The sequence below is a fragment of the Streptomyces sp. NBC_01537 genome (assembly GCF_045040445.1).
GTDB lineage: Bacteria > Actinomycetota > Actinomycetes > Streptomycetales > Streptomycetaceae > Actinacidiphila.
The window spans coordinates 8,089,944-8,104,578 of sequence record NZ_CP109392.1 but is presented as its reverse complement, the minus strand read 5'-3'; the positions used below and the strand labels follow the sequence as shown (position 1 = coordinate 8,104,578).

At 71.5% G+C, this 14,635-nt stretch carries 15 protein-coding genes; 8 read left to right on the top strand and 7 right to left on the bottom strand.

Features of this window, described 5'->3' with window-relative positions; genetic code table 11:
- Positions 1 to 24: 24 nt before the first annotated feature.
- From OG607_RS37240 to OG607_RS37230, 3 genes are all read right to left on the bottom strand, one after another.
- A complete protein-coding gene (locus OG607_RS37240; protein ID WP_329319791.1) occupies positions 25 to 201 on the bottom strand; it encodes a hypothetical protein in 177 nt (58 codons plus the stop codon).
- Positions 202 to 289: 88 nt separating this feature from the next.
- Positions 290 to 2,041, bottom strand: a complete 1,752-nt coding sequence (locus tag OG607_RS37235; RefSeq protein WP_405733235.1) for an acyclic terpene utilization AtuA family protein — start codon at positions 2,039 to 2,041, stop codon at positions 290 to 292.
- Positions 2,042 to 2,116: 75 nt separating this feature from the next.
- A complete protein-coding gene (locus tag OG607_RS37230) occupies positions 2,117 to 3,472 on the bottom strand; it encodes an NAD(P)/FAD-dependent oxidoreductase (protein WP_405733232.1) in 1,356 nt (451 codons plus the stop codon).
- Positions 3,473 to 3,629: 157 nt separating this feature from the next.
- Between OG607_RS37230 and OG607_RS37225 the strand changes: the two genes are divergently transcribed.
- Genes OG607_RS37225 through OG607_RS37210 form a run of 4 tightly spaced genes read left to right on the top strand, consistent with a single transcriptional unit; the run spans position 3,630 to position 5,939 of the window.
- Positions 3,630 to 4,679 (top strand): DUF3533 domain-containing protein, encoded by a 1,050-nt coding sequence (locus OG607_RS37225; protein ID WP_405733229.1) that lies wholly within the window; start codon positions 3,630 to 3,632, stop codon positions 4,677 to 4,679.
- A gap of 23 nt (positions 4,680 to 4,702) precedes the next feature.
- Positions 4,703 to 5,227, top strand: a complete 525-nt coding sequence (locus OG607_RS37220; protein WP_405733227.1) for an NUDIX hydrolase — start codon at positions 4,703 to 4,705, stop codon at positions 5,225 to 5,227.
- Positions 5,224 to 5,616, top strand: coding sequence for a YidH family protein (locus tag OG607_RS37215; protein WP_405733224.1), 393 nt, complete (start codon positions 5,224 to 5,226; stop codon positions 5,614 to 5,616). The genes OG607_RS37220 and OG607_RS37215 overlap by 4 nt, the downstream gene beginning before the upstream one ends.
- A complete protein-coding gene (locus OG607_RS37210) occupies positions 5,616 to 5,939 on the top strand; it encodes a DUF202 domain-containing protein (RefSeq protein ID WP_405733222.1) in 324 nt (107 codons plus the stop codon). Before OG607_RS37215 ends, OG607_RS37210 begins: the two co-directional genes overlap by 1 nt.
- Here the strand turns inward: OG607_RS37210 and OG607_RS37205 are convergent.
- The 3 genes from OG607_RS37205 to OG607_RS37195 all read right to left on the bottom strand — a co-directional run bounded on the left by OG607_RS37205 (position 5,928) and on the right by OG607_RS37195 (position 9,570).
- Complete coding sequence (locus OG607_RS37205) at positions 5,928 to 6,968, bottom strand: HoxN/HupN/NixA family nickel/cobalt transporter (RefSeq protein ID WP_405737300.1); 1,041 nt, start codon at positions 6,966 to 6,968, stop codon at positions 5,928 to 5,930. The genes OG607_RS37210 and OG607_RS37205 overlap by 12 nt on opposite strands.
- Before the next feature lie 147 nt (positions 6,969 to 7,115).
- The gene (locus OG607_RS37200) at positions 7,116 to 8,042 is read right to left on the bottom strand and encodes an NADP-dependent oxidoreductase (RefSeq protein ID WP_405733219.1); all 927 of its coding nucleotides are present in this window, start codon (positions 8,040 to 8,042) and stop codon (positions 7,116 to 7,118) included.
- 10 nt (positions 8,043 to 8,052) lie between these two features.
- A complete protein-coding gene (locus tag OG607_RS37195) occupies positions 8,053 to 9,570 on the bottom strand; it encodes an MFS transporter (RefSeq protein WP_405733216.1) in 1,518 nt (505 codons plus the stop codon).
- A 131-nt stretch (positions 9,571 to 9,701) separates the two neighbouring features.
- Here OG607_RS37195 and OG607_RS37190 point away from each other — a divergent pair, with 131 nt between their 5' ends.
- The 3 genes from OG607_RS37190 (at position 9,702) to OG607_RS37180 (ending at position 12,099) form a co-directional block, all read left to right on the top strand.
- Positions 9,702 to 10,166: a MarR family winged helix-turn-helix transcriptional regulator gene (locus OG607_RS37190; protein WP_405733213.1), complete on the top strand. Its 465-nt coding sequence runs from the start codon at positions 9,702 to 9,704 to the stop codon at positions 10,164 to 10,166.
- A gap of 475 nt (positions 10,167 to 10,641) precedes the next feature.
- Positions 10,642 to 11,148, top strand: a complete 507-nt coding sequence (locus OG607_RS37185) for an AAA family ATPase (RefSeq protein WP_405733211.1) — start codon at positions 10,642 to 10,644, stop codon at positions 11,146 to 11,148.
- Between the two features lie 33 nt (positions 11,149 to 11,181).
- Positions 11,182 to 12,099 carry an MBL fold metallo-hydrolase gene (locus OG607_RS37180; RefSeq protein WP_405733208.1) on the top strand — a complete coding sequence of 306 codons (918 nt, stop codon included), beginning with the start codon at positions 11,182 to 11,184 and terminating at the stop codon, positions 12,097 to 12,099.
- Positions 12,100 to 12,119: 20 nt separating this feature from the next.
- Here OG607_RS37180 and OG607_RS37175 read toward each other — a convergent pair whose 3' ends face one another.
- Positions 12,120 to 13,427 carry a glucarate dehydratase family protein gene (locus tag OG607_RS37175; RefSeq protein ID WP_405733206.1) on the bottom strand — a complete coding sequence of 436 codons (1,308 nt, stop codon included), beginning with the start codon at positions 13,425 to 13,427 and terminating at the stop codon, positions 12,120 to 12,122.
- A 151-nt stretch (positions 13,428 to 13,578) separates the two neighbouring features.
- On the opposite strand from OG607_RS37175, the gene OG607_RS37170 reads away from it, so the two are divergent.
- Positions 13,579 to 14,634 (top strand): phosphotransferase family protein, encoded by a 1,056-nt coding sequence (locus OG607_RS37170; RefSeq protein WP_405733203.1) that lies wholly within the window; start codon positions 13,579 to 13,581, stop codon positions 14,632 to 14,634.
- Position 14,635 lies beyond the last annotated feature (1 nt).

Below are 14,635 nucleotides of genomic sequence, written 5' to 3'. Positions count from 1 at the left end.
TGCGGTGCGCGGACGCGCCTGTGCTCAGGAGACGGCCGGGTGGACTCCGTGGATCATGTCGCAGGCCTCGCTGACGTAGCGCTCACGGTCGCCGAGGTGCAGGTCGGGGAAATACTTCTTGAGGCCTTCGACGGCCTGCTGCTCGGATTCGTGGCAGTCGCGCACGAGGAATATCGCCTTGCGGAGAATGTCGTTGTCCATGAATTCAGGTTAGGCAGCCGGGAGGTCACTTAAGCCTGCTCCAGGGCCTCATGACCGAAGTAGGGACGGCTTTTTGCCGACCCGATACTCACCGCGCTTTTACCGCGCTCAATAGCGTCGCGGGTATCTCAACAGAGCGTGCCCGGAGGAATTCACCGAGGCTCTTGGCCTGGGGATCGGGCCGGGTCGAGGAGGCCACGCCCTCGCCCAGCAGGCCGTGCACGACGAAGTTCAGCGCCCGCAGATTCGGCAGCTCGTAGCGGCTGACGGACAGTTTGGCGGCCTCGGGCAGCAGCTCGCGCAGCATCGCGACGTCCAGGCTGTCCCGGAGCCAGGCGTACGCGTCGTCGGTGCGGGCCCACAGGCCGACGTTGGCGTCACCGCCCTTGTCGCCGGAGCGGGCGCCGATGAGGCGGCCGAGCGGGGCCCGGACGGTGGGCCCCGCGAACGGCCCCGCGAAGGGACCGGCGAAGGGACCGTCCTGCGGTGCGGGGGAAGGCTGGGCCGGGATCACCGGCGGCCGGGGAGGCGACGACGGCCGGAGGACGGCGAGGCGCTCGCCGTCCGGGAGTACGGCCTCGGCCGGGACGGCGTCCGCCGGGACCAGCGTGTGCCGGTAGACCCCGTACTCCTCCGCCTTCGGCGAGAAGTGCTCCAGATACAGCCCGGGGTAGCCGGAGAGCCCGGTGCCGACGACGGTGGTGAAGAAGGCACGGCCGACCTTGTGGGGGTCGGGGTCCTTGACGGTGAGGGTGAGGCGGGCGGCGGTGTCGTTCCAGCGCTCCAGGCGGGTCTCGTACGCCGCGAAGCGGGCGGGGCCGCCGGTGGCGTCCAGCAGGGCCGCCTCCGCGAAGGCGGCCTTGGCCTCGATGTCGAGCCCGGTGAGCATGAAGGTGGCGGAATTGCGGTGGCCGCCGGGGTAGTTGAGGCAGACCTTGAGCGTCTCCGGGGCGGGCTCGCCCCGGGTGCCGCTGACCAGGACCCGGTCGGGGCCGTCCGAGGTCAGTCGTACGGTGTCGAAGCGGGCCACGACATCCGGATTGAGGTAGGCGGGGCTGTCCGTCTCGTACAGCAGCTGGGCGGTGACGGTGTCCACGGTGACGGCGCCGCCGGTGCCCTCGTGCTTGGTGATCACGCAGGAGCCGTCGGCGCGCAGCTCGGCGATGGGGAAGCCGGGGTGGACGGGCCGGTCGAGCTCGGTGAAGAAGGCGTAGTTGCCGCCGGTGGCCTGGGCGCCGCACTCGATGATGTGCCCGGCGGCGACGGCTCCGGCGAGCCGGTCCCAGTCGTCGGCCGCCCAGCCGAAGGCCCAGGCGGCCGGGCCGACGACGAGCGAGGCGTCGGTGACCCGCCCGCAGATCACCACGTCGGCCCCGGCGCCGAGGGCCTGCGCGATGCCCCAGCCGCCGAGGTAGGCGTTGGCGGTGACGGGCTGAGCGCCGTCGGAGGCCGGGAAGTCGCCGATGAGGTCGTGCCCGAGCAGGTTGTCGCCTTCGATGTACGCGATCCGTGGCGACAGCCCCGCGGCGGCCGCGAGTCCGCCCAGTTTGCCCGCCAGCCCGGCCGGGTTGAGCCCGCCCGCGTTGACGACGACCTTGATGCCGCGTTCCAGGCAGGTGCCGAGGACCTCGCGCATCTGGGCGAGGAAGGAGACGGCGTATCCGGCCTCCGGGTCGCGCTGCCTGGCCTTCCAGAGCAGGTACATGGTGAGTTCGGCCAGATAGTCGCCGGTCAGGACGTCGATCGGGCCGCCCTCGACCATCTCGCGGGCGGCGGCGAGGCGGTCGCCGTAGAAGCCGGAGCAGTTGGCGATCCGCAGCACGTCACGCACGACATGCACGTCATGTACGTCACGCCCCGGCCGCCCTGGAGCTGTTCCCACGCCGTCCCACTCCCCCGTCTTCACGTGCCGGTGTCATTCCGACCGTAGCGCCTCGACCCGCTCGCGGGCCTCCTCGGGCTTGAGGTAGATGTCGGTGACCTCGAAGTCCCGTAGCCGGGCGGGGCGCCGGGCCTGGAATCCGGTGCGTACGAAATCGTCCCCGGCGATCGAGTTGAGCATCCAGCCCGCCGCCGTACGGAACCGGGCGGGGAAGGTCCGCAGCGCGCCCAGGTGGTAGCCGCGGGCCACGAGCTGGGCGGGCGGGCCGCTGAGCGGGATGCCCAGCGGCTTGGAGACCGCCTGGGCGCCGCCGAGGTCGACGACCAGACCCAGGTCCTTGTGGACATACGGCTTGAGCGGCTTGCCGCGCAGCGCCGCGACGACGTTCTCGGCGGCGGCCTTGCCCTGGCGCATGGCGTGCTGGGCGGTGGGCGGGCAGAAAGCGCCACCGCCCTTGGCCACGTCGGGGACGGCGGCGGAGTCGCCGAGGGCGTAGACCCCGTCGGCGCCGGCCACGCGCATCTCGGCGTCGACCAGGAGCCGGCCCCGCACGGTCTCGCTGCCGAGGGTGGCGACCAGCGGGCTGGCGGCCACACCGGCGGTCCAGATCAGCGTGCGGGAGGGCACCTTGCGCCCGTCGGTGAAGGTGACCAGGTCCTCCGCCACCTCCGCCACCGAGACCCCGAGGGAGACCTCGACGCCGCGCTTGCGGACGATCTCCAGGGCCTTGAGGCCGAGCTTGTCGCCGAGTTCGGGCATCAGCTTGGGCGCGATGTCGATCAGGTGCCACTTGATGAGCCCCGGGTCCAGCCTCGGGTAGCGCTTGACGGCGGCTGCGGTGAGCCGCTGCAGGCAGGCGGCGGTCTCGGTGCCCGCATAGCCGCCGCCGACCACCACGAACTGCAGCCGCGAGGCGCGCTCGGCCTCGTCGGTGCTGGCGGCGGCGAGGTCGAGCTGCATGATGACGTGGTCGCGGATGTACGCGGCCTCGGCGAGGGTCTTCATGCCCCGGCCGAAGTCCGTCAGGCCCGGGATGTCGAAGGTGCGGGTGACGCTGCCGGGGGTGAGGACGAGGTAGTCGTAGGACTCCGCGTACTCCTCATCGGTGATCTTCTTGACGACCACCGCCTTCGCGTCCACGTCCACCCCGATCGCCCGGCCGGGGATCACATGCGTACGGCGCAGCATCCGGCGCAGCGGCACGGCCACCGCCTGCGGGGTGAGCACCCCCGCCGCGACATGTGGCAGCAGCGGCAGATAGAGCTGATGGCTCCACGGTGAAACAAGGGTGATCTCGGCCTCGTCAGCCGAGAGCCGCCGCTCCAGACGGTGCGCGCATTCCATGCCCGCGAAGCCGCCGCCCACCACAAGGATCCTGGGTCGATTCATGGCTCGCCTCTCCCATGGGACGTCTGGGGACGCCCTTCGGTCACGCTCGCACACACCGCCGAGCGCCGCGAACGGACCACTACCCCGTGCCGCCGCACCGTATCCGGCCTAGCGTGCGAAGAAGTGGAGCTCGGAAGTGGAGCTCGGGAGGAGACGGATGAGTCACGCCAAGCCTGAGGTGCCCCCGCACGGCTTCGGGGCCGAGTTGCGCGACGCGATCACCTTCCGTGCGTTGGCGCTGGTGCTGGGCGGCCTGCTGATCCAGCTGGCGTTCATCGTCTCCTACCTGGGCGCCTTCCACTCCCCCACCCCGCACCGGATCTCGGTGGCCGTGGTCGCCCCCCAGCCGGCCCGCGCCCAGATCGTGGCCAAGCTCAACGCCCTGTCCGGCGACCCGGTCCGGGCCACCCCGGCGGCCGACGAGGCCACGGCCCGGCGGCAGATCCTGGACCGCACGGTGTACGCGGGCTTCCTCTACAACGCCACCGGTGCGACGGACACCCTGCTGGTGGCCTCGGCGGGCGGCCCGTCGGTCTCCCAGACCGCCTCGCAGATCGCCGTCACGCTGGAGACGGCCCAGTCCCGGAAGGTCACCGTCACCGACATCCGGCCCCCGAACAAGGGCGACGGGCGCGGCATGACCTCGTTCTACCTGGTCCTGGGCTGGGTCATCGGCGGCTACCTCACCGCCACCATCCTCGGCATGGCCGCGGGCGCCCGCCCCGCCAACCGGCACCGCACCTTCATCCGGCTCGCCGTCCTCGCCCTGTACGCCGTCGTCTCCGGCATCGCCGGCGCCGCCATCGTCGGCCCGGTCTTCGACGCCCTGTCCGGCCACTTCTGGCCGCTGGCGGGCATCGGCGCCCTGGTCGTCTTCGCCTCGGCCGCCGTCGCCGTCGCCCTCCAGACCCTCTTCGGCCTCCTCGGCACCGGCCTGTGCATCATCCTCTTCGTGGTCCTGGGCAACCCCAGCTCCGGCGGCGTCTACCCCGCCGCCCTCCTCCCCCGCTTCTGGAGCGCCATCGGCCAGGCCCTCCCCCCGGGCGCGGGCACCACCCTGGTCCGCAACACCGTCTACTTCCACGGCCACGCCACCACCCACGCCTGGTGGGTGCTCGGCGCCTACGCCGTCGGCGGCGCCGTTGTCAGCCTGGTGACGGTGCTGTGGACCGGGCGGCGCCGGGACGGTGCGGCAGTCACGGCCTGACGACGCCGCAATAGTGTGTGCCCATGAACGAGGACGAGGTGCTGGACATCGTCGACGAGCACGACCGGGTCATCGGGCAGTCGCCGCGCGGCGAGGCATACGCCCGCGGGCTGCGGCACCGGTGCGTGTTCATCCACGTACGGGACGGGGCCGGGCGGGTCTTCGTCCACCGGCGCACGGCGGACAAGCTGGTCTTCCCCTCCCTGTACGACATGTTCGTCGGCGGTGTCGTCGGCGCGGGCGAGTCCTACGACGACGCGGCGCTGCGCGAGGCCGAGGAGGAGCTCGGCGTCTCCGGGCTGCCGCAGCCGGTGCCGCTGTTCAGCTTCCTGTACGAGGGCGGGGGCGAGGGGGCCGGGACGTGGTGGTCGCGGGTCTACGAGGTCCGCTGCGAACTGCCCGTGTCCCCGCAGGCGGAGGAGGTCGCCTGGCACGACTTCCTCCCCCAGGAGGAGCTCGACCGGGTCCTGCCGCTGTGGGAGTGGGTCCCGGACGGCCTGGAGGCCTACCGCCGCCTCAGGTCACGGGACAGGGCCCAGGGGCTGTGATCGACATCGCCGGCAGACTGCGGCTCTGGCTCGCGCCTGAGGACGTGCACGCCGAGGGCAGGACCCCCGACTACCGCTTCTCCCTCGCCAACGAGCGCACCTTCCTCGCCTGGCTCCGCACCGCCCTCGCACTGGTCGGCGGCGGCTTCGCCGTCGACCAGTTCCTGCCCCACCTCCACCAGCCGGTCCGGGTCACGCTGGCCGTCCTGCTCCTGGTCGGCGGGGCGATGTGCGCCTTCCGTGCCGTCAACCACTGGGTGCGCTGCGAGCGCGCCATGCGGCGCGGCGAGGATCTGCCGGTGTCCCGGTTCCCGACGCTGCTCGCGCTGCTCGTCGCGGTCATCGCCCTTCTCATGGTCCTCGTCGCCACCCTCGGCTGGGCCGGCTGATGACCTCGCCCACGCCCTCCCCCTCCCGCGACCCCGGGCTCCAGCCCGAGCGCACCCGTCTCGCCTGGCGCCGCACCACGCTCGCGTGCGCGGTGGCGGCGGTGCTGGCCGGACGCGCCGCCCTCCACCGTGGGCTCTCGCCCGGTGCTCTGGTGGCCGTCGCCCTCTGCGCTCTGGCGTGGCTGGGCTTCCTGCTGGTCACGCAGGCACGGATCTCCGGCCTCGGGACGGGGCGGCCCTCCCCCCTGGCCGGTCGTACGGCCGTCGCGGCGGCGGCGTGCGTGGTCGCCCTCGCGGTGTGCGGCGCGGCGCTACTCGCCTAGGGCCTGCGCGCCGCGCAGGCCGGCGTCCCACTTCTCCTCGATGCGGGCGAACTTCCAGACGGCGAGGGCGACGGCCCAGGTCGCGACGAAGAGGCCGACGATCCAGAAGCCGACGGCGTTGAGGTCGACGGAGGACACGGAGTCCCAGAAGGCGCCGGTGAGGGAGAGCTTGTCGGCGAGGATGGAGAGCAGCTCGATGCCGCCGATGATGAGGGCGACGGCGATCGAGAGGCCGGTGATGGTGAGGTTGTAGTAGACCTTCCGCACCGGCTTGGAGAAGGCCCAGCCGTAGGCGAAGTTCATGAAGGAACCGTCGATCGTGTCGAGCAGGGACATGCCGGCGGCGAAGAGGACGGGCAGGCAGAGGATCGCGTACCAGGGCAGGCCGGAGGCGACGGAGCCGGCGGCCAGCACCAGGAGGCTGATCTCGGTGACGGTGTCGAAGCCTAGGCCGAAGAGGAAGCCGAGGGGGTACATCTGCCAGGGCTTGCGGATGGCGCGGGTGGCGCGGCCGAGGATGCGGTTCATGAAGCCGCGGTTGTTGAGGTGCTGTTCGAGCTGGGCCTCGTCGTAGTTGCCGCGGCGCATGTCGCGGAAGACCTTGGTGAGGCCGACGAGGATCACGGCGTTGATGGCGGCGATCAGCAGCAGGAAGGCCCCGGAGACGGCGGTGCCGATGAGGCCGCCGACCTGGTGGAGGCGGGAGTCGTCGTCGGACAGGCCGGTGCCGACGGACTTGATGCCCAGCGCGAGGAGGAAGGTGAGCCCGAAGACCACCGACGAGTGGCCGAGGGAGAACCAGAAGCCCACGGAGAGCGGACGCTTGCCGTCCCCCATGAGCTTGCGGGTGGTGTTGTCGATGGCGGCGATGTGGTCGGCGTCGAAGGCGTGGCGCAGACCGAGGGTGTAGGCGGTGAGGCCGGTGCCGAAGCCGAAGGCGCCGGACGCGGTGCGGTAGTGGCCGGGCACGACGAGGAGGGTGAGGATGCCGAAGCCGACGACGTGCAGCAGCAGGACGAAGCCGGCCATGCCGCCGAGGCCGGTCCATTCGCGGCGGGTGAGGGCGGCGGCTCGTGTGGAGCGTTCTGCGGTCAGGGCCACGGGTGGGGTCCTCGATGAGCTAGGGGGTCGTTATTGCATATCGTACGCAATAACGCCCCCCTGGCAGGTCAATGGTTAGTCAACGGTGACGATGATCTTGCCCCGGGTGTGGCCATCGGCGCTGAGCCGCTGCGCGTCGGCCGCCTTCTCCAGCGGGAAGGTCGCCGCCACCTCCACCCCTATTACGCCGCGCTCGGCGAGTTCACTCAGCGCGGCGAGGTCGGACGCGTCCGGGCGGACCCAGAAGTAGCGGCCGCCGAGGCCCAGGACGGCCGGGTCGGCGATGGAGACCAGGCGGCCGCCGCTGGCGAGCAGGTCGGGCGAGACGGTGAGGGCATCGCCGCCGACGAGGTCCAGGACGGCGTCCACACCGTCGGGGGCGAGCGCGGCGACCCGGTCGGCGAGGCCTTCGCCGTACGTGACGGGCTCGGCGCCCAGCGAGCGCAGGTAGCCGTGATTGCGCTCGCTCGCGGTGCCGATGACTCGGGCACCGAGATGCGCGGCGATCTGGACGGCCAGCGAACCGACCCCGCCGGCGGCGGCGTGCACCAGGACGGTCTCGCCCTCGCCGAGGCGGATGGCCTTGACCAGGGCCTGGTAGGCGGTCAGCCCCGCGAGGGGAAGGCCTGCGGCCTGCTCGAAGGTGAGGTTGGCGGGCTTGCGCGCCATCGTGCGGACGGGGGCGGCCACGTACTCGGCGAAGGTGCCCCGGGACAGGAAGTCCTCGCGGACGTAGGCGATGACCTCGTCGCCCTCCTGGTACTCCACGGCGTCCACACCGGGGCGTACGACCACACCGGAGACGTCCCAGCCCGGGATGACGGGGAACACGGACTCCAGCAGCCCGTCGAGATAGCCGAGCTGGGCCTTCCAGTCCACGGGGTTGACGGCGGCCGCCCTGACCTTGATCAGGACCGCGTCCGGGCCGACCTTGGGCTCGGGCAGGTCCCCGTACTCCAGGACCTCGGGTCCACCGTATGTGCGGTAGCTGACTGCCTTCATGTCACTTTCCTTAAGCGCTGACGGTCTCGGACTCGGACTCGGGCTCGGGCTCGGTCTCGGTCTTCGTAACAGCCTCGGCCGCCGCAGCCGGTTCCGCCACCGTACGGGCGGGGGTCCGCAGGCCGAGCCAGGCGACCAGCGCCACGAGCCCGAGCGCCACGCCCGCGATGACAAAGCTCAGCGTGAACTGCGACTCGGCGGGCAGCCCCGCGTACGCCGCCGGCACGTTCTCCACGCTCTTGGAGGCCAGGACCGTGGTGATGACCGCCGTGCCGATCGCGCTGCCGGTGGAGCGGGAGATGGAGTTGATGCCGTTGGCGATGCCGCTCTGGTGGTGCGGCACGCTCGCCATGATCACGGCCGGCATGGCCGCGTAACCGAAGCTGATCGCCACGCCGATGAGCATCCCCGCACCGATCACCGACACCGTGTGCGAATGGTCGGCGGCGATCCACGCGAAGCCGGCCACACCGAACGCCGAGGCGAGCGCCAGCACGACGCGCGGACCGTGGCGGCGGACCAGCTGGCCGCCTGCGGGGGCGGCCAGCAGCGACATCATGGCGCTGGGCAGCAGGTACTCCACGGAAGCGCGCAGGATCGACGCGTCGAAGCCGTAGCCCGTGATCGCGGACGGCATCTGGACGAGATACGAGATGCCGATGAAGGAGGTGAACGAGCCGAAGCCGACCAGCAGCCCGGCGGCGTTCGCGAAGAGCACCGGCCGGTGCACGAACATGCTCATGTCGACGAGCGGCTCGCGCACCTTGCGCTCGACCAGCACCCACACCGCCGCCATGACGACCGCCCCGGCGAAGGAGCCGACCGTACGGGTGGAGGACCAGCCCCACTCATGGCCCTGCGTGATCGGCAGGAGCAGCAGCACCAGCGTCGCGGCCAGGCTCAGCGCGCCGAGGACGTCGGTGCGGCCGCCGCTCTTCTGACGGGTGGCCGGGACCAGGAACACGACCGCGAGAAGGGCCAGGACGGCCAGGATCGTGGCCATCCAGAACGCACTGCGGTAGTCCGGGTTGTCCCCCGCCGTCAGCAGACCCACAGCGACCAGCGCCAGGCCGCTGCCGAACGCCAGCGTGCCGCTGACCAGCGCCATCGCCCCGGGCAGCTTCGCCGGGCGGATCTCCTCGCGCAGCACGGACAGCGCCAGCGGGAAGATCGCGGTCGCCGCGCCCTGCAGCACCCGGCCGACGATCAGCCACAGGAGGGAGTGGGTGGTGGCGGCGAGCACGGAACCCGCGACCATCACGACCAGCACGGCCACCAGCGTCGGCTTCTTGCCGTGCTGGTCGCCGAAACGGCCGAGCAGCGGTGTGAAGACGGCGGCGGACAGCAGCGTCGCGGTGGTGACCCAGCTGGCGTTGGCCGTGGTGGTGCCGAGGCTGGTCTGGATCAGCGTGAGGATCGGCACGACCAGGGTCTGCATCATCGCGACGACCATGGCGGCCAGGCTCAGCGCGAAGACGATGACCGTCTCGTTCCTGGGCTTGTCGACGGGCTTGTCGAGCGTGTTCATGAGGGCCTTCAGCTACTTGACGACATTGATGCTTGAAGGTGTCAAGCAACCTGGATGACGGTAGACCTCGATAGTTAAGGTCGTCAAGTTAATGATTCATGTCCTCAAGCTTTTGTGAGTACACTCTCACCATGAGCGCCTCCGCCCCTGCGTCCGCCTCCGCGTCCGCCCCGACCCGGGCCGACCTCCTCGCGCTGCTCGCTGCCATCACCACCGCCCAGTGGCAGGACTTCGCCGCCGCCGCCTCCCGGCACGGCCTCACCGCCATGCAGGCCAAGGTCCTCGCCCAGCTCGACGGCGGCCCCCTCCCCATGCGCGCCATCGCCGAACGGCTCGTCTGCGACGCGTCGAACATCACCGGCATCGTCGACCGGCTCGAAGCGCACGGCTTCGTCCGCCGCGAGGTCAGCGCGGCCGACCGCCGGGTCAAGAACGTCGTCACGACGGATTCCGGCCGCGACACGATTCGCCACGTCCGGGCGGAGATGCGGGCCACGCACGGCGCGCTCGACACGCTGGACGAGGCGGAGCGGGCCTCTCTCTACGGCATGCTCGACCGGATGCGGCCGGTCATGGAGTCGCGCGGCCAGCTCTGATTTTTTTGCGCAGTCCTCGCGGGCGGGGGTTTCCCCCACCCCGCCCCTTCCCGAAACCGGGTGCAAGCCCCCGGACCCCCGAACGCCCTTCGGGCGTGTCCTCAAACGCCGGACGGGCTGAAGTGAACGTCTCCGGCCGGGAGGGGACACGCCGGGGTTCTCCCGCAGCGCGACGAGCGAGGATCCCGGGCACGGACAAGCAAGGTGCCGGAGTCGCGAGCGCCGAGGAGAGATCCCCGGTGGTGGCACCGACCCCCAGGCCAACCCAGCCCGTCCGGCGCTTGAGGACGGAACCCCCAACCCCGACCGACGGCACCGCAACGGCACCGGGTGCAGGCGGCACCGCCCGCGCGGCCCGTCCGGCGCTTGAGGACGGAACCCCCAACCCCGACCGGGGGCACCGCAACGACACCGGGCAAAAGACCGCCGTGGTAGCCGCTAGGCTACGCCGCTCAGGCTCTAGGACGGCGTAGGCATGTTTCTGATCACCGGAATCCCCGCTTCCGGAAAATCCACCGTGGCACGGGAGTTGGCAGGGCGGCTGCCGCGTTCCGCGCACGTGAACGGGGACGCGTTCCGGCGGATGGTGGTCGGCGGGCGCGCGGATATGAGCCCTGAGGGCGACGCCGAGGCGTTAAGACAGTTGCGGCTCCGGCATGAGATCGCCGTGGCGACAGCGGACGCGTACGCCACGGCGGGCTTCGTGCCGGTGCTGCAGGACGTGATTCTGGGCGATGAGCTGGCGCGGACGATTTCGATGATCCGGACCCGGCCGCTGCATGTGATCGTGCTGGCGCCGAGCGCCCGGGCCGTCGCGGAGCGGGAGGCGGCGCGGCCGAAGACGGCGTACGGGGTGTGGACGCCGGAGGAGCTGGACCGGTCGCTGCGGCAGGGGACTCCGAGGTTCGGGCTGTGGCTGGACACCACGGAGCTGACGCCGGCGGAGACGGTCGACGAGATACTGAGGCACGCGGGAGCCTGAACGATACGGAATGCGGAATGATACGTTCCTGCCGTGCCGGACAATGAGCCCTATCTGACCGAACTCGCCCCGGGTGTGCACGCGTACGTGCAGCCGGACGGCGGCTGGTGCCTGAGCAATGCCGGATTCGTCAGCGACGGCGCGAGCACGCTGCTGGTGGACACCGCCGCGACCGAGCGGCGCGCACGCCGGCTGCGGGACGCGCTGCTCGCGACGGGCGCGCCGATGCCGGCGTATGTGGTGAACACCCATCACCACGGCGACCACACGTACGGCAACAGCCTGTTCGCCGCCGGAGCGGAGATCATCGGCCATGCGGCGAGCGAGAAGGCGCAGCTGGCCACCGGCCACGAACTGCACGCCATCTGGCCCGAGGTGGACTACGGGGAGGTGCCGGTGACGCCGCCGACGCTCACGTACGAGGACAGCATGGAGCTGGAGGCCGGCGGCACGCAGGTGCGGCTGATCCACCCGGGGCCGGCTCACTCGGTCGGGGACACCATCGTCTGGCTGCCGGAGCGGCGGATCGTCTTCACGGGGGACCTGGTCTTCAACGGCGGGGCGCCGTTCGTCGCGGTGGGCTCGCTGAGCGGTTCGCTGCGGGCGCTGGGCGTGCTGCGGGAGCTGGACGCGGAGGTCGTGGTGCCGGGGCACGGCAAGGTGTGCGATCCGGAGGTGTTCGACACCGTGGAGAGCTATCTGCACTACGTGACCGTGCTCGCCGCCGAGGGCCGCGCGGCCGGGCGTACGCCGCTGGAGACGGCGCGGGCCGCCGATCCGGCCGAGGCCGGATTCGGCGGGCTGCGCGAGCCGGAGCGGCTGGTGGCGAATCTGCACCGGGCGTACGCGGAGATGGACGGGCTACCGCCGGGCGCGCCGCTGGACCTGGCGGTGGTGTACGGGGACCTGGTCGCGTTCAACGGCGGCCGGTACCCGGTCTGCCACGCCTGAGAGCCTGAGGGAACGGGAGTTCACCAGCGGGGGGAGGCCCAGCCGGGTTCGGCGAGGCGGATCGCGGCGGCGTCGTCGCGGTTGCGCATGGCGCCGTCGTCGTCAAGCCAGCGCCGGTGCAGCGCCCGCAGGGCCTCCCGGTCGAGGTCGACGCCCAGGCCGGGGGCGTCGGAGACCGTGAGGCGTCCGGCGTGGAACCGGTGGGGGCGGGTGATGACGTCCTCGGTCTGCCAGGGGTAGTGGGAGTCGCAGGCGTAGTCGAGGTTGGGGACGGTCGCTGCGACCTGGGTCATGGCGGCGAGGCTGATGCCCAGGTGGGTGTTGGAGTGCATCGACAGGCCGACACCGAAGGCGCGGCAGATCGCGGCGAGTTCGCGGGTGGCCCGCAGTCCTCCCCAGTAGTGGTGGTCGGACAGGACGACCTGGACGGCGCCGGTGGTGAAGGCCTCGGCGATCTCGGGGACGGTCGTCACGCACATGTTGGTGGCCAGCGGGACATCGGTCCGCGCGGCGACCTCGGCCATGCGGGCGGTGGAGTCGGTCGGGTCCTCCAGGTATTCGAGTACGTCGCCGAGCTGCCCGGCGACGCACAGGGAGGTCTCCACGGACCAGGCGCCGTTGGGGTCCAGGCGGAGCGGCTGCCCCGGGAAGGCCTCGGCGAGGGCCCGGACGGCGGCGATCTCCTCGTCGGGCGGGAAGACGCCGCCCTTGAGCTTGAAGGAGCGGAAGCCGTGCTCGGCGGCCAGGCGCCGGGCCTGGGCGACCACCCCGGCGGGGTCGAGGGCCGCGCCCCAGTCGTCCTTGGGCGCGCCGGGGGCCGGGTGGGCGGCCCAGCGGTAGAAGAGGTAGGCGCTGAAGTCGACGGTGTCGCGGACCTTGCCGCCGAGCAGGGCGTGCACGGGCAGGCCCAGCGATCTGCCGAGGGCGTCCAGGCAGGCGACCTCGAAGCCGGAGATGACCGAAAGCCGCAGCTTGTCGGCGGTCTGGACGCCGCGCAGGCCGCCCGCGTCGAGGGAGTCGGACACGCCGTCGGGGCCGGGGTCGCCGCAGACCAGGGCCGCCAGGCCGGGGAGCGCGTTGAGGTCGTCGGCCCGGCAGCCGACGAGGGCGTCGGCGAGCGGCTTGGCGAGGTCGAGGTAGCGGGTGTCGCCGTAGGTCTCGCCGATGCCGGTGACGCCGTCGCGGGTGACGACCTCGATGATCAGGCGGGGCGTGTAGGGCTGGTGCACGCCCTGGGTGTTGAGCAGCGGCGCGTCGGCGATGAGGATGGGGGTGAGCCGCACTTCGGCGATGGTGAGGTCCCTGTCCCTGTCCCTGAGCGCTGTCACGGGAGCACCGTCCTGTTCATGTATGTGATTTTTGTGCGCCTACCAGAACGGACCTTAGGTTCCGGTCGAAGTGAGCGTCAAGAACTGGACTACATACCGACTGGTCGGCATGATGGCCTGGTCAGGCATCGAACAGTGGCGAGGAGCGTTGATGAGCGGGACGGACAATCCACCCGGGCTGGACCTCGGACGGCTGCGCGATCATCTCGACCGCGAGCGCCCAGGCCTGGTCAGGGGGGAGCTGAACGCCGAGCTGATCGAGGGCGGGCGGTCCAACCTGACCTATGCCGTCACCGACGGCGCCTCCCGGTGGGTCGTACGCCGCCCTCCGCTCGGCCACGTCCTGGCCACCGCCCATGACATGGCCCGCGAGCACCGCGTCATCAGCGCCCTGCACGACACCCCGGTCCCGGTGCCCGGCACCGTGCTGCTGTGCGAGGACGACGCGGTCATCGGGGCGCCCTTCTACGTCATGGAGTACGTGGACGGGATTCCGTACCGCTTCGCCGACGAGCTGGCCGCGATCGGGCCCGAGCGGACCCGGAATGTCGTGCTCGGGCTGGTGGACGCGCTGGTCGCGCTGCACGCCGTGGAGCCGGAGCGGGTGGGCCTGGGCGACTTCGGGCGGCCCGAGGGCTTCCTGGAGCGGCAGTTGCGCCGCTGGGGCAAGCAACTGGCCGCGTCGCGCAGCCGCGAGCTGCCGGGCATCGACAAGCTGCACGAGGCACTGGCGGGCGCGCTGCCGCGCTCCGGCCCGGCGGCCGTCGTGCACGGCGACTACCGGCTGGACAATGCGCTGGTCGGGCGGGAGGACGACCGGATCAAGGCCATCCTCGACTGGGAGATGTCCACCCTCGGCGATCCGCTCACCGACCTCGGGCTGCTGGTGATGTACAGCGAGCGCGAGGCCCCCGCCGACTCCCCCGTGCCGACCGCCGGCGCCGCCCCCGGCCACCCGACCGCGAGCGAGGTCATCGCGCGCTACGCCGAGGGATCGGGCCGCGATGTGTCCGCCATCGGCTGGTACACCGCCTTCGCCTACTTCAAGCTCGCGGTCATCGCCGAGGGCATCCACTACCGCTACACGCTCGGGCAGACCGTCGGCGCCGGCTTCGACCGCATCGGCGGCCTCGTCCCCGGCCTCGTCGAGCGCGGTCTGAACACCCTTGGCGCCCCTGGCGCCCTTGGCACCTCTCAGGAAGGCTGAG